Genomic DNA, 20,496 nt, shown 5'->3' with positions numbered 1-20,496 from the left:
AAGGCTTTAGTCTTTCGAGTTTTTTTCCAAATGATTTATTCGTTGAACGATAGTCGTTAAATTTCTGAAGTGAACATAATTGCGTCGGTAATCGCCCGCCGGTATCGCCGGTGAACCATAAAGCGTTTCGCCATCCTTCGCATTTGCATTAACCCCGCTCTGCGCCTGAATTCTAACCCGATTCCCGATTTGAATGTGTCCCACAATGCCAACTTGCCCACCGATTTGGTTCCAATCTCCAATCGTAGTGGACCCCGCGATGCCAGCCTGAGCCGCAATGACATTATTTTTACCAATCACCACGTTATGAGCCACCTGAATCAAGTTATCCAACTTGGTTCCTTCGCCTATAATCGTCGAGCCGATCGTTCCCCGATCAATGGTACAATTAGAACCGATTTCCACCCGGTCTTTGATGACCACATTGCCCAGTTGCGGAATTTTACTGTATCCGTTTTCCGAAGGCTGAAAACCGAAACCGTCCGAACCTATAACCGTATTGGAATGAATAATACAATCATCCCCAATCACGCAATAATCATAAATACGAACTCCGCTGAAAATCTTACAGTTCTTTCCAATCTTCACGTTTTTTCCGATATAGACCTGAGGGTAAATCTGCGTATCATCGCCCACCCGAACCTTTTCGGAAAGATAGGTAAACGCCCCTACATAAATGTTTTCGCCCAGTTCCGCCGTTTCATGAATCACCGAACCCGACTCAATCCCCCGCTTCCTTCCCTGCATCTGCTGGTAAAGGTTCATAAGAACCTGAAATGCCAAATAAGCATCCTCCACAGCGATAATCGTCGCTTTATAACGAGGTTTGGTCAGCAGTTTTTCCGAAACAATAAGCACGGAACAGTCCGATGTTTCCAAAAAAGAGGCAAATTTCTCTTGCGCAATAAACGACAAATGCCCTTCTTCTCCCCTTTCAATAGGTGATACTCCTGTAATCTTAGCCTGTTCATCCCCGAGAATCCTTCCTCCGATGAACCCGGCAATTTGCGATGCAGTAAATTCCATATTCTGCAAAGATATGAATTTATGAAAAATTCTCCTGCTTTTTTATTTCGAGTCCAAATTTCGCCAACCGCAGCCAACGAACGAATAAAACTAAATTTCCCGAGGAAAATACAAAATATATTTCGTAGCCTTCTCGGTAATCGACGCTGATAAAATCTGATGCTCCGAACCATCCAAAACCGTCTTAGCCCCATTTTTCCGAAGCAAAACGATGGGTTGTTTATCTCTATTATAAGGCAGTAAATTCCGGGAAATCTCGCCCACCAAGCGTTCGCCCTGATCGGTTTTGAAAAAACAATTGGTTTGCCGAACCTTTTCTTCAATGAAAGCCGAATCGAACCTCTCGGAAGAGAGCATCGTTTTAGGTAATTTCCGCCGAATCACCGCCGTACAAAAATAAGATAGCACCAAATCGTCCGAATACTGCCAAGCCTTCATGGCCTGTATCACATCGTTGTCGTCCAACTCCGTAAAACGACGAATGTCTTCCCGAGTCGCCACCGAAGATTTGGACTTCTGAAGAAAATAGAGCAAATTGTCGGGAGCCGGCAAATCTTCCCCCTGAAGAGACAACTCTTTCGCACGCCCCAAAATCTGAACCAAGATATGTTCGGCCAAAGCCGCCGTTTTATGATAATACACCTGCCAATACATAAACATCCTTCCCGTAAGGTAGTTTTCGATTGAATAAATTCCCTTTTCGTCGACCACCAATTCGTCCCCCGAAACATTCAGCATGGACAAAATACGCTCGGTATTGATATTGCCTTCCGAAACCCCCGTATAAAAACTATCCCGCTTCAAATAATCCATCCGGTCCACATCCAGCTGCGAAGAAACCAATTGGTTAAAAAAACGACGATGATACTGCCCTCGAAACATCTCCAACGCCATGGACAACTCCCCGCCGAACGCTTCGTTGAGCTCCTCCATCAAGAGCAACGAAAGCCGCTCGTGATGCCAATCCTCCATCAACATATTTTCCAACGCATGCGAAAAAGGCCCGTGCCCGATGTCATGAAGCAGTATAGCCAACATTGCCGCCCGTTTTTCTTCATTTGAAATCCGGGTTCCCTTCAACTTTAGAGTTTCTAACGCAATAAACATCAAGTGCATCGCTCCTATCGCATGATGAAAACGAGTATGCGTGGCCCCCGGAAAAATAAGGTTAAGAAGCCCCGTCTGACCAATCCGACGAAGCCTCTGAAAATAAGGATGTTCAATAACATCAAACAGAATTTCAAAGGGAATGGTAATAAAACCATGCACCGGATCGTTTATAATTTTCAGTTTGTTTCGCATTTGATTCGGATTGTTAGCGGATTCCGCCATCAAAGGTAGGGAAATTCGTTTAACTATTTTTAACGTAAGATTATTGTTTTTTATGAGTTGAACTAAGCCCCTTTGGTCGTATTTTTGAAGCCATTGTTCCAATGATTAAACCCTAGAAACTATGCCCGGAAAAATCCTATGGATTGACGACGAAGTCGATTTACTAAAACCCCATATCGTCTTTTTGGAAAAAAAAGGCTACCAGATCACTCCCGTAAACAACGTTAACGAAGCCCTTGAACTTTTGGAACAAGAGCCCTTCGCCTTAGTTCTTCTTGACGAGAACATGCCCGGCATTTCCGGCATTGAAGCCATCCCGATGATTAAGGAGAAAAACAGCACCACCAAAATCGTCATGGTGACCAAAAACGAAGAAGAGCACATCATGGAGCAGGCCATCGGTTCCCAAATCGCCGATTATATTTTAAAGCCCGTTAATCCCAATCAGATACTGCTTTCTCTGAAAAAAAACCTCCAAGAAGACGATTTGGTGGAACAAAAAACCCTTTTGGAATACCAACAAGAGTTCCGAAACCTAAGCATGGAACTCTCCTATATCCGCACTTGGCAGGAATGGGCCGATTATTACAAAAAAATACTTCACTGGGAAATAAAATTCGATCGCGTTTTCGATAATGAATTCACCGACCTATTGCAATCCCAAAAGGAAGAAGCCAACATTCATTTTTCAAAATTCATTGAAAACCACTACGAAGGCTGGCTGCATTCCAACGAAAAACCCATCATGAGCCACACCTTGTTCAAAGAAAAGGTTAAGCCCGAAGTCGAACAAAACAAAGTGCTCCTCCTCATGGTGGACAACCTCCGCTACGACCAGTGGAAAGTAATCGAACCCCTCTTCACCAAGTTTTACAACAAAACCTCCGAAGATTATTATTACAGTATTCTTCCCACAGCCACCCAATACGCAAGAAATGCCTTTTTTGCAGGTCTCATGCCTTCGGAAATCGAAAAGCGTTTTCCCGATAAATGGTTTAACGACAACGAAGAAGGCAACAAAAACGAATACGAACGCGATTTTTTGGAAGACCAAATGAAACGTCTCGGGTTGGGAAGCAAATCCATGAAATATCTGAAAATCCTGAATGCCGATTTTGAAAAGAAGGTTCTGGACGACTTCAACCAACACAAGAACAACGATCTTTTGGTCATTGTTTACAATTTTATCGACATTCTTTCCCACGCCAAAACCGACAATACCATTGTCGACCAACTGATACGAGACGATAAAACGTTCCGCTCCTTAACTTACAATTGGTTTGAAAATTCATCCCTTCTGAAAATCATCAAACTGGCCGCCGAAAACGGTTTCCGCCTGGCCATCACTACGGACCACGGAATGATTTACGTAAAAAAACCAAGCAAAGTTGTGGGCGATAGAGAAACCTCTACCAATATCCGTTACAAAACCGGACGAAGCCTCACGTACGAAAAAAGCGACGTATGGGATATTTCCAACCCGGAAAAATTGTTCCTGCCCAAAGGCAATCTGAGTTCGAAGTACATTTTTGCAAAGAATAATACTTTTTTGGCTTATCCCAAGAACTACAATCATTTCGTCAACTATTACAAAGACACCTACCAACACGGCGGTATTTCTTTGGAGGAATGCATCATTCCTTTTAGTTTGCTGGAGCCCAAATAAAACCTTCTCGGAGAGAATTAATGTTTTCTATAGGGCGGGAGCGGCTTTTGCCGCTCCCGCTTTTTTAGCACCAACACTCCCCTATCGTTCCAATACCAATTTTCTATCGTTACTCCCCCGAATATTCCCTATTTTTGGAACATGAAAATCATTAGCTACAACGTCAACGGCATTCGTGCCGCCTTTACAAAAGACTTTCTCGGCTGGCTAAAAGTCGCCGATCCCGATGTGCTTTGCATTCAGGAAAGCAAGGCCGGCAACGACCAAATCGACATCGAAAGCCTCGAAAAATTAGGCTATCACAGTTATTGGCATTCCGCCGTAAGGAAAGGGTATAGCGGAGTGGGCATCGCCTCAAAACAACCGCCGAAGCAAATCATCTACGGTTGCGGCATCGAAGCCTACGATAACGAAGGACGTATCATCCAAGCCGATTTCGAAGAATTTTCCGTCCTTTCCGTCTATGTGCCTTCCGCCTCCAACATCGAACGTCTTGACTTCAAAATGCAATTCTGCCACGATTTCTTAAAGTATGTAAAAAACCTAAAGAAAAGCACCCCTAAATTGATTATTTGCGGCGATTTCAACATTTGCCACAAAGCCATCGACATCCACAATCCCGAAGGGCTAAAAAACGTTTCGGGGTTTCTCCCCATGGAACGAGAATGGATGAGTCAATTCATCGAAGAATGCGGCCTTATCGACAGCTTTCGCTTCTTCAATGACCAACCCGAACAGTACTCCTGGTGGAGCTATCGCCAAAACTCCCGAGCCCGAAACAAGGGCTGGCGTTTGGATTACAATTTCGTTTCCGAGGCTTTAGCCGGAAACCTCAAAAGAGCGGCCATTCTGAAAGAAGCCGTCCATTCCGACCATTGCCCCGTACTCGTCGAACTAAGCTAAATTAAACCAAAAAAGGCGGTCTCTTTCGAGACCGCCTTTTTTGAAACATTTGATTTTTTCTTAATCTTCTACAATTTGATACTCAATCGGCATCGTTCCACGGCTAAGATTGCCGATTTCATCAAAAGCCGCCTTAGACAAGTCCAACGCTCTGGAAGAGTGGAACGGCCCTCGGTCATTGATCGTAACAATCACACTTTCTCCGTTTCTCAAGTTGGTAACCTTCACCTTTGTTCCGAATGGAAGCGTACGGTGAGCCGCCGTTAATTTGCTGTTATGAAAAACTTCTCCGCTGGCGGTTTTTCTACCATTAAATTTGTCGTGATAGTACGACGCATAGCTTGTTTTCACCTCATCATTTTTGGCACCATCTTTGAACGAATAAAAGCCAAAAGTTGAAATAATCATTATGATTACGAGAATGGTTCTTTTCATCATTTTGAATTTATTTTTTTGGTTTGACGGGGGCAAAGGTAAAATCAGTTTAAAACCGAGCAAACTCAATCTGTTAAAATACGTTAAATAAAACCAAAATAAAAGTTAACATTTTATTGAAACGACCATGAATAGGGAGGTTCTCAAACATTGTTAAAAAACGTTAAAAAAATAACTAAAAAAGTTAATACTATTAACAATGCAACGCCTAATTTAATTCCTAAAACAAACACAACTTACTGATTACAAGCAAAATAAACAATAAAACAATCTCTTAATGAAGAAGATTTCAGCCTCATCGTTTTTAATTGTATGAAAACAATACTAAACTTTATTTTTTCCGCTTTTTTCGCAGTCATTTCGTGCCACCCTGCCCCTCAGGCAACCATTGAAGAATTTACCCTTCTACGAATCGGCTTCTACCCCACCAACCACTCTCCTTCGGAAACCTTACTTAATTTATCCGAAAAATACATTCTTTTTTTCAGCCCGACCAACGAAGCACCTCCCCCTCCCATAACAACAAATGAAACCCAAAAGAGCCATCAGGAACATAAGCTAAAGCCTTTTAAAGCTAATCTTGACGATCACCAAATTCATAAAGTAAAAAGCCTATTAGCCCGTTTCAATCAAGACGATTTTAAAGCACTCCCATCTCCTCCCAACGACAGCTTATGGACTAATTTTTTAATCATTGACAGCCAAAATAAAATCATTGAAATAAACCCGAGGCATTCTGCAAATGAAAAACAAAAAGAGCTCTATACTCTTATTTTAGAATTACTTGTCGAAGTCAATCCGAATAAAGAAAATAAAGCCTATTTCGATACCTTAAAAGCATACAAATAAGCTACAAGCCGCCATCGCAAACGTAAATCAAAAAAAATAAAAAAGCCGCCGGAGTCCTCCGACGGCTTATAAAATTTTATCTGTACCAAAAATTTAATTTTCTTGTTCAGGTGAAGGTCTACCCTCGCCTTCCTTTGCCTTACGTTCAGGCTTTGGAAGAAGAACCTTTCTGGATAAGCGCATTTTCTTACGGTTGTCGTACCCCATAAATTTCACTTCCACGATATCGCCCTCGCTGTAAGGTACTTTGTCCAAACGCTTCCAATCGATTTCGGAGATGTGAAGCAAACCGTCCGTTCCCTTGGAAAGTTCGATAAACGCTCCAAAGTCCATTACCTTAACTACTTTGCCTTTATACACCTCTCCCAAGACCGGTACGAAAGCAATTTCGTTGATTTTCGTAATTGCCTGATTGATTTTGTCCCGATCCCTTCCGGAAATCTCAATGTAACCGATTTCACCTTTCTCTTCGATGGTAATCACCGTATCGGTATCTTTCTGCATCTGTTGGATGATTTTACCCTGAGGGCCAATAACCGCACCGATGAATTCCTTAGGAATTTCCATCATCACCATTTTTGGAGCATGAGGTTTAACGTCCGCGTTAGGTTTATCCAACGTTTTAAGCATCTCGCCAAGAATGTGCAAACGGCCTTCCTTAGCCTGCATCAACGCTTTTTCCAGAATATCCATGCTAAGCCCTTGGATCTTGATGTCCATCTGACAAGCCGTAATCCCCTTATCGGTTCCGGTTACCTTAAAGTCCATATCACCCAAGTGGTCTTCATCGCCCAAAATATCGGAAAGAACCGTCCACTTGCCCGACGCCTTATCCGTAATCAAGCCCATGGCGATCCCAGAAACCGGTTTTCTCATCTGCACTCCCGCATCCATCAAAGCCAATGTCCCCGCACAAACCGTTGCCATAGACGACGAACCATTCGACTCCAAAATATCAGAAACCACACGAATCGTGTAAGGGTTCTCCTGAGGAATCATCACTTTAAGAGCTCTTTGCGCCAAATTACCGTGCCCGATTTCCCTTCTCGACGTTCCTCTCAGCGGACGCGCTTCCCCAGTGGAAAACGGAGGAAAGTTATAATGCAAGAAGAAACGTTCGTCGTGCTGAGAAATAACGCTGTCAATACGATTGGCATCCATCAAAGAGCCTAACGTAACCGTTGTAAGCGACTGAGTCTCCCCACGGGTAAATACCGCCGAACCATGAGCCGCCGGAAGGTAATCCACCTCGCACCAAATCGGACGGATTTGCGTATTGTTACGCCCGTCCAAACGAATATTCTCGTTAAGAATCAACTGGCGAACCGCCTCTTTCTGAACCTCATGGAAGTAAACTTTAGCCAAAGCTTCTTTCTCGGCTAATTCTTCCTCTGTATAACGCGTAAGAAACTCTGCTACAACCGCATCGAAAGCCTCGCTCCGTTCATGCTTCGCCGATGGTGTCTTAGCAATATCGTAATACTTTTGGAAAGCATAGTCCCAAACTTCTTTCTTCAAATCTTCATCATGGGTTTCGTGACAATACGTCCGTTTCACCGCTGCTTTTTCCACCTTGGAAGCCAATCGTTCCTGCGCCTCGATTTGTTTTCTAATCTCCTCGTGAGCAAACTGAATAGCCTCAATCATCTCTCTTTCGGTCACCTCGTCCATCTCACCCTCGACCATAACGATGGAATCCTTGGTTGCCCCAACCATAATGTCTAATTCCACACCGCTGTTAAGGGTTTCCCAGCTCGGATTCACCGAAAGCACGCCGTCTTTCTTAATAACCCGCACTTCGGAAAAAGGCCCGTTAAAAGGAATATCCGTTACCGCCACAGCCGCCGAAGCCGCCAAACCAGCCAACGAATCCGGCATCACTCCTCCATCGTAGGAAATTTCGGAAATCATCACCTGAACCTCCGCATGAAAATCGTCCGGAAACAAAGGACGCATCACACGATCCACCAATCGCATGGTAAGAACTTCTTCATCGGAAGGCTTGGTCTCTCTACGGAAAAAGTTTCCAGGGATACGCCCCGCACCCGCAAATTTTTCGCGGTAATCCACCGTAAGCGGAAGGAAATCCACCCCCGGGTTGGCCTCCTTAGCCGCAACCACCGTTGCCAAAAGCATGGTGCCGCCACACTTCACCACCACCGAACCGTCCGCCTGCTTGGCTAACAATCCCGTCTCTATCGTAATTTCTTTGCCATCGTTCATTACGATGGTCTCTCTAATTGCCTGAGGTTTGTTACTCATAAAAATTAATCTTCTGTGCGCCCCGTATTGAGCGCGGTTATCATTTAAACTCTATTTAAGTTCTCAAGGGCAAAGGTAAGGAATTTTAAAGAGTTAACCTCTCTCAACAAAATTAATTTACCTTAACAAAATTGAAATCCCCTTCTCGGAAATTCGTCCCACAGTTTTCTTTCGAACCATAAAAAAATCCCGGCAACCAACGTTCCGGGATTAAAAAACCATTTAAAAATTACGGCCGAGACCTGAGCGAAATCGCATAGCCACCACTTCTCGCCAGCTTCATCGGCAACTTCGTCGCAGAAGTAACCGTACGCTTGGTAATCTTATAGGATTGAGGGTTGGTAATGTAATCCGCCCCCGGACCATCCGCATAAATCGTAGCCTCATAGCGCTTGCCCTTAGGAAGAAAAGAAAAATCAACCGTATACTCTCGGGCATTCTCATCCGTAATTCCTCCTACAAACCACTCGTCTTTCCCTTTCGTCTTGCGAGCCGTATGAATGTAATCGCCAGGTTCTGCCGCCAAAATCACCGTATCGTCCCAATCCAAAGCCACATCCTTAATAAACTGAAACGCATCCAAATGCTTCGCATAATTCTCAGGCAAATCCGCCGCCATCTGCAAGGGCGAATACATCACCACATAAAGTGCCAATTGTTTGGCAATAGTGCTTTTAACAAATCGGGTATCCCCCGGAAAATAATAGTCCAAACGCGTCTGGAAAATCCCCGGAGTGAAATCCATAGGCCCGCCCATATAACGGGTAAATGGCAAAATGGTCTGATGATCCGGACGATTGCCTCCCATCGCCTCAAATTCCGTCCCCCGAGCCGCTTCCGCCGCAATCCAGTTCGGGTAAGTACGGCTCTGCCCCGACGGACGAACCGACTCGTGAGAGTTAACCATAACCCTATACTGATGCGCTTTTTCAGCCATACGGATGTAATGATTGTTCATCCACTGTGAATAATGATGCTCGCCCCGAGGAATAATATTGCCCACATACCCCGTCTTAACCGAAGGGTATCCGTAGCGGTTCATCAATCGAAAAGCCTCGTCCGCCCAGCGCTCGTAATTGGTCGCCGATCCCGAAGTCTCGTGGTGCATCATCAATTTAAGGCCTTTGTCATGGGCATAGCGATTAAGCATTTCAATGTCAAAATCAGGGTAAGGCGTAACGAAATCAAACACAAATTCCTTAGAATGCCCAAACCAATCTTCCCAACCAATATTCCATCCCTCAATAAGCAAAGCATCAAAACCGTGTTCGGAAGCAAAGTCGATGTAACGCTTCACCTTCTCATTATTGGCACCGTGTTTACCATTAGGCGTCAAAAGACTAAAATCCGTCTTGCCGATATGCACGTTATTCGCTGTGGAATAAGCCCACTGCGATTTTCCGATAATCATCTCCCACCAAACGCCCATATACTTCGTAGGCTTGATGTAAGAAGTGTCCTCATACTTCGTAGGCTCGTTAAGGTTGAAAAGCATCTTGGAAGCCAATACCTCTTCGGCTTTATCGGAAACGATAATGGTTCGCCATGGCGAAACCGCAGGCGTTTGGATATACCCTTTCGCCCCTTGACCGTCAGGCGTAAGATGGGTTTTAAACTTATATTCACGGGCGTCGAGTTCCAAATGAGAGGCCGCATAATCAATCACCGCAGCCTCACCCAAATTGATATAAACCGGCCGAGCCCCCTCTTTCTTCAACATCAAAGGAGTCTGAACTGCATTCTCCACCAAAGTCTGCGAAGCATTCCCGTCAAAAGAAGTCGGCCAAAGCGAAGGAACCTGAGACAACAACGACGTCTGAGGTTGATATTCCTGTGTATCGTAATCCGCCGCAATCCACCAAGCCTTTGCATCCCAAGGTAAATCAATTTCCGTATCTTCCTCCTGAATCACAAAATAGTTAAGATTTGGCTGCTGAGGAAACTCGTAACGAAATCCCAAACCATCGTCAAACAATCGAAACTTAACCACAATATGCCTCTGATTTTTGGGCTGCTCCAAAGTAACCGCCAATTCGTTATAATGGTTCAAATAAGACTTTTTTTCGCCCAAAACCGGCTGCCAAGTTTCATTTTTAGACGAATACTCTTCCTTAATCTTTACAAACCCCGAGGCCAAATCTTTACCTTCCACCTTCTTCAAATCAATCTCCGAAGCAAACTGAATTGCCCCGTCGCGAAGGAGACGAAGCCCCAAACGGGAATCCTCCACCACCGTTTCTCCCCGATAACTCAAATGATAATAAGGAACTCCTTGCTTTAGCCGAAAAACCATTTCAAAATTTCCATCAGGCGACTTCAAGGTTTGCGCATTCGGAAAAAATGCCACCGAAAGCCCCAATAAGAAACCGATTCCTCTTAACGTCATAACATTTTATTATTTTAAATTTGATAAAAAAACCACTCCGAAGAGTGGTTTTGTAAAAACTCAAAAGCTCTTATTTCGACGGGATAATGGTATAATCTCCCGTAGCATCGTTAAAATAAATATCATACGTCCAAGCCGTAGAAACCGGAATGTTATTTCCACCAAAAGTGGCCGTACCAAAATACTCAGTAGAACTACCCCAATTGACATCCCAAGAATCGTTAGCCCTGAACTTCAATTCGCCATCTTTAAGACTCACCCCCGTCAAAACCCACACATGAGGATCGAACGAAGACTGAACCATCGGTGTACTTTTATCCCAACCGTTGGAGGTCGCACTACCGATAATTCCCACGGTCGAATAAGTAGCGGAAGGAGTAACTACCGGCGTAAACGTATAAGTTAGATCTGTTGTATTAATCGTCAATTCGTAATAACCGCTCTGAGCCACTTTAATATCGCCCGAACCGCCGTCTTTACTCAACTGTCCCGCCGAAGCCCCCAAACCGTATTGAAGATCCCAGCTTCCTTTCACTTGAACGATCTTAAAGCCTTCGCCTCCTTTGAAGTACCCCGTATAAGTATAAACATCCGGTAGATTAGACATCTTCAGAAGAGGATACATCGCTGCATTATCCGCCGCGTTATTCCATCCCGCTGCCGTCGCAGAACCAATAAGATACAAATCCGTAAATAAATAGCTAGGTCCTGACAAATAAGGCGTTACCACAATCGAAACGTAATTGGAATAAGCCGAAGGCTCCAATAGGTTATTGCTTCGGTCTTTCACGTTGGATTTCACACGAATCTCCACGCTACTGGCCTCACCTGCTTTCAAACCAAGCGAAAGCAAAGCATTATTAAGCTGCGAATAGCTCACTCTGACATAATTCGTACTGGTAGGTGCCCCCAAGTCCACCGGCTGCGCAAATCCCGTACCGGCAACCGCCACCTGAAGCTGACTCTCCACTTCCGTTGCCTGTGTATAAACCGGTGATGTAAACATAATCGTCTCAAACGTGTTGGACAAATTATCTTCCCGAACCACATAACTCGAAGAAGAAAAAGAATTAACATCCAACACCGGACTCTCCTTGAATTCAAGCACCGCCAAATCGTCCGTTCTCTCGCATGACACCAAAGCCATAAAACCCAAAACCGAAGCGATGACCGTTTTAAATATACTTTTCATTGTCTTTCTTTATTAATTTATTTATTAGTACCCTGTGTTTTGAATCAAATTTTTATTGGCAACGATGTCATTCGCCGGAATCGGATAAAGCACCCGGAACGACTCCACGCCTCGTCCTTCTTTCACCCCGCCTTTAAACGGCCACAAATAGGCCGCCGAAGTAAACTTACCGTAACGGATAAGATCGGTTCTGCGCGTGGCTTCCCAAGCCAACTCTCTTCCTCTTTCATCCAAAATGAAATCCAAGGTCAATTCGCCAGCATTAACCGTTTCCGCTTTAGCTCTGGTTCTTAACTTATTAACATACTCCAACGCCGTCGCAGTGCTTCCGCCACCACCTCTCAATACCGCTTCTGCATAAATCAGATACGCATCCGCCAAACGGAACAAAGGAAAATCCGTATCGGCAAACGTTCCCGAAGCATCCGAACCCGGCTGACCGGTTTTCGTCACGTTTTTAAACTTGATATAAGGGTAACCTTGCTTGAACACCGACGTATTGGTGATTTCCAACTCTTGTCCGTCCGTATGGAAACGTCCGCGAACGTCTTTAGAACCGTCCGTTGAAGGGAAAAGCGCCACCAAATTCTTAGTCGCTCTAAGGCCTCCCCATCCTCCAACACCGTAGTCGCTGGATTTCATGCTTCCACCAACACCCGCATTGATGATGTAAGTGGTTCCGCCATAAGTCCGGGTATTAATTCCGTCGAAATTAATGGAAAGAATCACCTCCGGATTGGCCAAATGGTTATCCGCCAAGAACAATTCTTCATAATTGGATTTCAAAGCATACCCCGAATGGATAACTTTTTCGGCATAAGCCCTCGCATCCGCATACCGAGAAGTCCCGGTGTAAACCTGAGCATTAAGATAAAGTTTAGCCAAAAGCATATAAACCGCTCCCTTATCGGCTCTTCCGTATTCATTAGTCCCCGGATTCTTCAAAAGGTTTTCCAAATCCAAAAGCTCTTTTTCCACATAGTTGAACAAATCTGCTCTTTTGATCTGTGGCGGAAGATCTTTCCCCACCTTATCGTTCTCCGTTACAAACGGAACGTTTCCAAACAAATCGATCGCATGGTAATAACTCAAAGCCCTTAAAAAGCGAGCCTCATTACGATACAACACCGCCTCTTCTGCATTGCTTCCCGTAATACCTCTCGAAGCCAATTTCTCATCGGTAGTCTCACGGATAAACTCGTTAGCAATCCCTACCTGATAAAGAATCCGATAGTACATCGCCGTAATAAACTCGTTATTCGCCGCCCAAGTCATGTTGTGCATATCCGGTGAATTACCGTCATTCCAAGCAATCACCGCCTCGTCGGTAGGCAACTCTTGCATTTGGAAATATTGTCTCAGATAGTTAGATGTTCCTCCATCAATTCCTCCGATGTCGGCACGACCATCGCCCCCATCTTGTCCACTCACCGCCAAACCGGCGTACAACTTGGCTAAAACCTGTTTGTAATTGGAAAAATCCGCGTAAACAGAACTGGAGGTAATCTCTGACTTAGGCAAACGCTCCAAATCCTTCTCGCACGACACCAATGCCATGGAAAAAGCCAATCCTGCCACTAAAAACTTCGTATTGAATTTATTTATGATTTTCATAGTGATTTTTGTTGTATTTAATTAAAACTGGAAGTTAAATCCTAAAGAGTACACCCTTGGTCTCTGATAAACGTTGTTATCAATACCATTGAAGACCTCCGGATCCAATCCCGAATACTTGGTAATCACGAAAACGTTTTGAGCCGTTGCAAAAACTCTCAGTCTGGAGTGGTTGATGAATTCCGGGAAGTTATATCCTAAACTGATATTGTCCATTCGGAGGAATGACGCATTCTCAACATAGTAATCCGAAAAATATTCCGCTCTCTTGAAGCCCGTAGCATTAAAGCTTTCGTGGATATTCTGCAAATACCCCGCATTGGAAATCCCCTGAAGGTTACCGTACTGGGACGCCATGTTATTGTACACGTAGTTTCCTATACTCGCACGCAAAGTGAAGCCCAAATCCCAATTCTTATAATTCATGGTATTGGTGAAGCCCAAAAGTACATCCGGCGTTGGAGATTTGAACGGATACAAATCCGCACTGTTAATCACCCCGTCGCCATTACGATCCACATAAACGCCTTCCAATGGTTTTCCGTTCGCATCGTAAACCTGCTGATAAACATAGAACGAGTTCGGTTGGTAACCTACGGCATGCACCTGAATGCGGCCACCGGTTCCTCCCCCAATACCATCACCAGCCAATACTTTTTGAGTAAGGTCTCCCATCGCGGAAAGATTGGTCACCACCGGATTGAAACGAGTAGCATTCAGGCTGAATTCCCACTTGAAGTTCTCCGATTGCACCGGTTTCACGTTCAAATTAAATTCAAAACCACGGTTGGTCATGTTCCCCACGTTGGTCAACAAAATATTAGTAAGGTTTCCTCCCGCAGGGATAGGAATTTCGCTCAAAAGATCAAAGACTTTGCGGTCAAAGTAATCAAACGATCCCGAAATACGGTCTTTGGCAAATCCGAAATCCAAACCAATGTTACGGGTTTCCTGCGTCTCCCAACGAATGGAAGCATCATACCCCTGAGGTCTCAACGTATTGTAATACACCCCGCCCAATTGGTACATCGCTCCACTGTCGGAAAGCGTGTAACGGGAAATATACGGGTAATCCTGATTGATGTCCTGTTGTCCGGTTTTACCCCAACCCAAACGAAGTTTAAGCGTAGAAACCGCATTATTCCCTTTCAAGAAATCTTCCTGATCAATCCGCCAAGCCAAAGCCAAAGCCGGGAAGTACCCCACTCTGTAATCTTCGGCAAATCGGGAAGAGGCATCCCGACGCAAAGAAGCCGTCAAAAGGTAACGGTTGTTAAAGGTATAATTTAACCTACCAAAATAAGAAAGCAAGGTATTTTGAGTAAAGAAATCCACTCCTTCCGCAGGCACAGTCACTCCGGTTCCCAAGAACGTAGGCGCAAAAGGCTCTTTTCTCTGCCAATCCTGATAAGAGTACCCTGCCGTTAAGTCCAAATTGGATTTAATCGAAGGAAGGCTCTTTTGGTAGTTCAAATAAAATTCCATCAACTTATTGGTCTTCTCCTGAGAGTACCTTCTGTAAGTCCCCTGGTTATAGAAAGCAATTCCCGCAGTAGGTAAAGCTTTGGTATTTCCATTGGAATCCGAATAATCCATACCTAAGTTAAGGTTGGCTCTCAACTCCGGAAGAAAATGGAATTTGTAGTCAAACTGAACATTTCCTAACACCCTGCGGACATAAGACAAATCAAATCTTTGATTCAGCATGGATAAAGGGTTTCTGGTCGCAAGACGGTTCAATGTCCCATCCGCCTGACGCCATTCGTAATAGCCCCCAAATTCTTCATTGCCTGCCGCATAAACCGGTTTGGTCGGGTCAAAAGCAATGGAAGCCCCAATAGCCCCGTCGTCTTTAAAACGGTTCTCGGCGTAAGTCCCCTTCAAATTGATGTTGATATCCAAATGTTTATCGAAAAGCTTAGGATTAAGGTTAAGCCCTACGGTAGATCGTTCCAATGTATTGGTTCGGATAATCCCTTCCTGATTAAGGTACCCCAAAGACAAACGGTAAGGCAACCACTTCACCCCGCCGGAAAGCGTCAAGTTGTTATCAAACCCTAAAGCCGTCTGATAAATCTTATTCTGCCAGTTGGTATTGGCGTTCCCCAGCAAAGCCGCGTACTCAGGAGTTCCGTATTGGTTTACCACATTGCGGAAGTCGTCAGCCGAAAGCATTCCGATGGTTCCCATCTTATCGTAAACCGATGTTACCGTGCTGAAATTGGCTCTTAGCCTTCCCGCCGAACCTCTCTTCGTACTGATGATGATAACCCCGTTGGACGCACGGTTACCGTAAATCGCCGTAGCCGAAGCATCCTTCAAAATGTTAAAACTTTCGATATCGTTAGGGTTAATCAAAGCCAAAGGATTGGCTGCACCGGAAATCCCCTGATTATCAACCGGAACCCCGTCGATTACGATAAGCGGATCGTTACTCGCATTAAGCGAAGATCCCCCACGAATCCGAATGGCCGAACCCGAACCCGGAGCTCCTCCCGTGGAAATCTGAACCCCCGCCGTTTTCCCCTGAATCAACTGCTCCGGCGAACCAATCGCTCCTTCTTGGAAATCTTTCGCCGTAATTGCCGTTACAGAACCCGTAAGGTCAGATTTCTTCTTTGCACCATACCCGATAAGAACCACGCCTTCAATCTGCTTTTCCTTAATGGCAGTTTTCGTTGTGTCTGTAGCTTGGGCTTGCAGCATTGTTCCGGCCAGTAAAAAAGCCGGCGCAATTTTCAGAACTTTACTATAGTTTTTCACAAATATAAAATTTAAGGATTAATATTACTCTATTCACATTCCCGATTTCGGTCAAAAACCGGACGCCTAATTTATAGCTTTTTGAGTTAACAAAAAATTAATACTTCCGTTTAATAAAATTTAATGACAAAAATCATCAAGACCCTCCCAAAAACAAAAACAAACCAATGATTTACAAACCATTAAAAATTACAAACCTCAAAAATATCTTACTGCAAATTTACGAACTTATTAAACAACCGCTTAACAAAAACTTAACATAAATTAACCAAAATGACATCTATCATCTGCCAAAATGAAGAAGAAAGCCCCAGCCCTTTCATTTTAAAATGAAAAGGATAAAGCCTATCTTTGCAACAAATTACTAGACCATTATTATGTCGGAAAGAAAAATCATTACAGCAGCCCTGCCTTACGCTAACGGTCCGGTGCATATCGGGCACTTGGCCGGGGTATACATCCCTGCGGACGTCTATGCCAGATTCCAGCGCAGAACCGGGAAAGAGGTCGCTTTCATTTGCGGCAGCGATGAACACGGCATCCCCATCACCATAAGAGCAAAAAAAGAAGGCGTTACTCCTCAGGACATCGTGGACAAGTACCACGCCGTAATCCAGAAATCTTTTGCGGATTTGGGGGTTTCCTTCGACGAATACTCCAGAACCACTTCCAAAAAGCACTACGAAGTGAGTCAGGACTTCTTCAAAACCCTATACGAAAAAGGAAAATTCACCGAAGAGGTTTCCGAACAATATTTCGACGAGCAAGCCAATGAATTTTTAGCCGACCGCTACATCACCGGAACCTGCCCCAACTGCAGCAACCCCGATTCTTATGGCGACCAATGCGAAAAATGCGGCTCCACCCTTTCCCCTTCGGAACTACTCAACCCCAAATCCGCTCTGAGCGGCAACAGTCCCGTCTTAAAGGAAACCAAAAACTGGTACCTTCCACTCAACGAATACGAATCCTTCCTGAACGAATGGATTATCGAAGGACACAAAGACGATTGGAAACCCAACGTTTACGGGCAGGTAAAATCCTGGTTGAACGACGGCCTAAAACCCAGAGCCATGACGCGCGATCTGAACTGGGGCGTTCCCGTACCGCTCCCCGGAGCCGAAGGAAAAGTCATGTACGTATGGTTTGATGCCCCGATTGGCTACATCTCCTTCACGCAAGAATGGGCCGAAAAACACGGAAAAAATTGGAAAGACTACTGGCAGGACGAAAATTCTGAACTAATCCACTTCATAGGCAAGGATAACATTGTCTTCCATTGCATTATTTTCCCAGCCATGATGAAAGCTCACGGCCAGTACATCATGCCCAAAAACGTCCCTGCCTTCGAATTCCTGAATTTGGAAAACGACAAAATCTCCACTTCGAGAAATTGGGCCGTTTGGGCGCACGAATACATCGAGGACTTCCCCGGGCAGCAAGACGTCCTAAGGTACGCCCTGCTCTCTTCCGCCCCGGAAACCAAAGACAACAACTTCACCTGGAAAGACTTCCAAACCAAAAACAACTCCGAATTGGTGGGCATCTTCGGAAACTTCATCAACCGGGTGGCCGTACTAACGCATAAATACTATAACGGCGAGATCCCTGAAGGTAATCCCAACGCCTCCGAACTGAACGAAATCGAAAAAACCGCTAAGGAAATTGCTCATTTCCTCGACAATTTCGAGTTTAGAAACGCCTTGACGTCCCTTATGAACCTCGCCCGCTTCGGTAACCAATACCTTCAGACCGAAGAGCCATGGAAAACCATCAAAGATCAACCGGAAAAAGCCGCCAACGCTCTATTCGTATCGGCTCAAATCGCGGTTGCTTTGGCGCAACTTTGCGAACCCTTCATGCCTTTTTCTTCGGAAAAACTCCTCGCCATGTTCCGCACCGAGAAGAAAAACTGGAGCCAAATCTCAAGCGTATTGATTCCTTGCGGTCATCAAATCGAAGCCTCTTCTCTTCTCTTCTCCAAAATTGAAGACGAAACCATCGAGGCTCAAATTCAAAAATTGGAACAAACCAAACAATCCAACAAAAAAACAAACCCCAAAGCCAACCCTATGAAAGACGAAATAACTTTTGACGATTTCACGAAAATTGATTTAAGAACCGCCACCATCCTGGAAGCCGAAAAAGTGGAAAAAGCTGACAAATTGCTCAAATTAAAAGTGGATACCGGCGTGGATGTACGCACCGTTGTTTCCGGCATCGCCGAAAGTTTCACACCCGAAGAATGCATCGGAAAACAAGTGATGATTCTCCTAAATCTGGCTCCAAGAAAAATCCGAGGCATCGAATCCCAAGGCATGCTCCTATTAACCACCAAGCCCGACGGTAAACTAAGCTTTGTAACCCCCGACGACCGCGTGGAAAACGGAATCGAAATCGGCTAAAACAACCTAATAAAAAAGAGGCTGCAATTAAAAGTATCCTCTTTTTTTATTTATCTTTTTTAATTTAATCATTTATTCCATTCCGAAGTATTCTTTATGCCCAGTTTTTCAGGATCAAACACGGGGTTTTTCCCTTCCTTCTTCTGCTCTTCATAATCTTTAAGGGTTTTCAGCGCCGTTTTCTGCAAAAGAACAACCGCAATAATATTCAACCAAGCCATAACCCCTACCCCGATGTCTCCCAAGCCCCAAGCCGTTCCACCAGTCGTCGTCGCCCCATAAATCACGCTCGCAAAAAAAGGAACCCTCACCAGCCAAAGCCAATGCTTATTAGTTAACTCTTGCTTCAAATAATAAAAATTGGATTCGGCAATGAAATAATAAGCCAATACCGTCGTAAAAGCAAAAAACAACAAAGCCAACGCCACAAACACATCCCCAAAATGAGGAAAATGCTCCGAAATCGCCGCTTGAGTAAACAAAGCCCCTTCCTCAACCCCCGGAAGATTTTCGTACAAAAAGCCTCCGGCTCCGTCCTTTACATTATACTTCCCCGAAAAAAGAATGATAAAAGCCGTTGCTGTACAAACAAAAAGCGTATCAATATACACCGAAAACGCCTGTAAAATCCCCTGCTTGGCAGGATGCGTCGTCGTCGCCGCCGCCGCCGCATGAGGAGCCGTCCCCTGCCCAGCCTCATTGGAATAAATCCCCCGCTTCACCCCAAAAGCCACCGCCGAACCTATAATCCCGCCAAAAGTAGCATCCATCCCAAAAGCCGAAGAAAAAATCAAACGCAAAGCCGAAGGCACATGATGAATATTCATTAAAATAATAACGACAGCCATCAAAATATAAGCTCCCGCCATGAAGGAAACCGTCACTTCCGCAAAACGACCAATCCGTTTCACCCCGCCCACAATAATCAACGCCAAAGCCACCGCCACAGCCACACCGACTCCCAATTTGTTAAACGAAAACGCCCCATTCATCCCTTCCGCAATACTATTGGATTGCACCCCAGGAAGAAAAAGCGTACAAGAAATAATGGTAGCCACCGCAAACAATACGGCATACCACTTTTTACCAAGACCTTTCTCAATATAATAAGCCGGACCCCCACGGTAATGCCCGTTTTTTTCCACCTTGTAAATCTGCCCCAATGCCGCTTCCACAAAAGCCGTCGAACTCCCCAAAAACGCAATCAACCACATCCAAAAAACCGCCCCAGGACCTCCCATCGCAATAGCCGTCGCCACACCAGCAATATTCCCCGTCCCAACCCTTCCGGCAATCGCAATGGCAAAAGCCTGAAAAGGAGAAACCCCTTTATCACTGCTATTCTCACTGAAAAGCTGCCCCACCATATCCTTTACCAAACGCAGTTGCATAAAGCGAGTCCGCAAGCTAAAATACAATCCGACCGCAATGCAAAGCACGATAAAAACATCCGACCAAATCACCGTATTAACCGCCTTGATCAATCCGTCAAGCGTCATAGAACCCGAAAGTAAAGTCTGCATAAATCCTGTTAAAATTAAGACTCTAATATTACGATTTTTTTTCGGGAAGTAAAACCCCCGCCCAAAGTCGGCTTCCCCAAAACGAAATCCCATAAAAAAAGCTCCGAAAAACGGAGCCTTAAATCTTATAAAATTCAGCG

Annotated in this window: 13 protein-coding genes; 4 read left to right on the top strand and 9 right to left on the bottom strand. The window is 44.7% G+C overall.

Going from position 1 to position 20,496, the window contains the following annotated elements:
• Window positions 1-6: 6 nt before the first annotated feature.
• Both lpxD and VQ048_RS09010 read right to left on the bottom strand, forming a co-directional pair.
• Complete coding sequence (gene lpxD / locus VQ048_RS09015; protein WP_327611366.1) at window positions 7-1,026, bottom strand: UDP-3-O-(3-hydroxymyristoyl)glucosamine N-acyltransferase; 1,020 nt, start codon at window positions 1,024-1,026, stop codon at window positions 7-9.
• A 90-nt stretch (window positions 1,027-1,116) separates the two neighbouring features.
• A complete protein-coding gene (locus VQ048_RS09010; protein ID WP_327611365.1) occupies window positions 1,117-2,328 on the bottom strand; it encodes an HD domain-containing protein in 1,212 nt (403 codons plus the stop codon).
• 151 nt (window positions 2,329-2,479) lie between these two features.
• Between VQ048_RS09010 and porX the strand changes: the two genes are divergently transcribed.
• Together porX and VQ048_RS09000 are read left to right on the top strand one after the other, a co-directional pair.
• Entirely contained in the window at window positions 2,480-4,024 is a 1,545-nt protein-coding gene (gene porX / locus VQ048_RS09005; RefSeq protein ID WP_327611364.1) for a T9SS response regulator signal transducer PorX, read from the top strand.
• A gap of 141 nt (window positions 4,025-4,165) precedes the next feature.
• A complete protein-coding gene (locus tag VQ048_RS09000) occupies window positions 4,166-4,927 on the top strand; it encodes an exodeoxyribonuclease III (protein WP_327611363.1) in 762 nt (253 codons plus the stop codon).
• Window positions 4,928-4,987: 60 nt separating this feature from the next.
• On the opposite strand, the gene VQ048_RS08995 is transcribed toward VQ048_RS09000, so the two are convergent.
• Window positions 4,988-5,365 carry a septal ring lytic transglycosylase RlpA family protein gene (locus VQ048_RS08995; protein WP_327611362.1) on the bottom strand — a complete coding sequence of 126 codons (378 nt, stop codon included), beginning with the start codon at window positions 5,363-5,365 and terminating at the stop codon, window positions 4,988-4,990.
• A gap of 309 nt (window positions 5,366-5,674) precedes the next feature.
• Between VQ048_RS08995 and VQ048_RS08990 the strand changes: the two genes are divergently transcribed.
• Window positions 5,675-6,211, top strand: coding sequence for a hypothetical protein (locus VQ048_RS08990; RefSeq protein ID WP_327611361.1), 537 nt, complete (start codon window positions 5,675-5,677; stop codon window positions 6,209-6,211).
• A gap of 93 nt (window positions 6,212-6,304) precedes the next feature.
• On the opposite strand, the gene VQ048_RS08985 is transcribed toward VQ048_RS08990, so the two are convergent.
• The 5 genes from VQ048_RS08985 to VQ048_RS08965 form a co-directional block, all read right to left on the bottom strand.
• Window positions 6,305-8,473: a polyribonucleotide nucleotidyltransferase gene (locus tag VQ048_RS08985; protein ID WP_327611360.1), complete on the bottom strand. Its 2,169-nt coding sequence runs from the start codon at window positions 8,471-8,473 to the stop codon at window positions 6,305-6,307.
• A 229-nt stretch (window positions 8,474-8,702) separates the two neighbouring features.
• Window positions 8,703-10,859 carry a glycoside hydrolase family 97 protein gene (locus tag VQ048_RS08980; protein ID WP_327611359.1) on the bottom strand — a complete coding sequence of 719 codons (2,157 nt, stop codon included), beginning with the start codon at window positions 10,857-10,859 and terminating at the stop codon, window positions 8,703-8,705.
• Window positions 10,860-10,929: 70 nt separating this feature from the next.
• Window positions 10,930-12,051 (bottom strand): SusE domain-containing protein, encoded by a 1,122-nt coding sequence (locus tag VQ048_RS08975; protein ID WP_327611358.1) that lies wholly within the window; start codon window positions 12,049-12,051, stop codon window positions 10,930-10,932.
• A 24-nt stretch (window positions 12,052-12,075) separates the two neighbouring features.
• Window positions 12,076-13,665 carry a RagB/SusD family nutrient uptake outer membrane protein gene (locus tag VQ048_RS08970; RefSeq protein ID WP_327611357.1) on the bottom strand — a complete coding sequence of 530 codons (1,590 nt, stop codon included), beginning with the start codon at window positions 13,663-13,665 and terminating at the stop codon, window positions 12,076-12,078.
• Between the two features lie 21 nt (window positions 13,666-13,686).
• Complete coding sequence (locus tag VQ048_RS08965) at window positions 13,687-16,428, bottom strand: SusC/RagA family TonB-linked outer membrane protein (protein ID WP_327611356.1); 2,742 nt, start codon at window positions 16,426-16,428, stop codon at window positions 13,687-13,689.
• Window positions 16,429-16,805: 377 nt separating this feature from the next.
• On the opposite strand from VQ048_RS08965, the gene metG reads away from it, so the two are divergent.
• Window positions 16,806-18,833, top strand: a complete 2,028-nt coding sequence (metG, locus tag VQ048_RS08960) for a methionine--tRNA ligase (protein ID WP_327611355.1) — start codon at window positions 16,806-16,808, stop codon at window positions 18,831-18,833.
• 68 nt (window positions 18,834-18,901) lie between these two features.
• Here metG and VQ048_RS08955 read toward each other — a convergent pair whose 3' ends face one another.
• Window positions 18,902-20,356, bottom strand: a complete 1,455-nt coding sequence (locus VQ048_RS08955) for an alanine/glycine:cation symporter family protein (RefSeq protein WP_327611354.1) — start codon at window positions 20,354-20,356, stop codon at window positions 18,902-18,904.
• Window positions 20,357-20,496: the final 140 nt, after the last annotated feature.

Source organism: Bergeyella anatis, from assembly GCF_036016955.1.
Classification (GTDB): Bacteria; Bacteroidota; Bacteroidia; order Flavobacteriales; family Weeksellaceae; genus JAYWXI01.
Note: the sequence above shows the minus strand (reverse complement) of the source record. Positions and strands in the feature narration are given on the sequence as shown.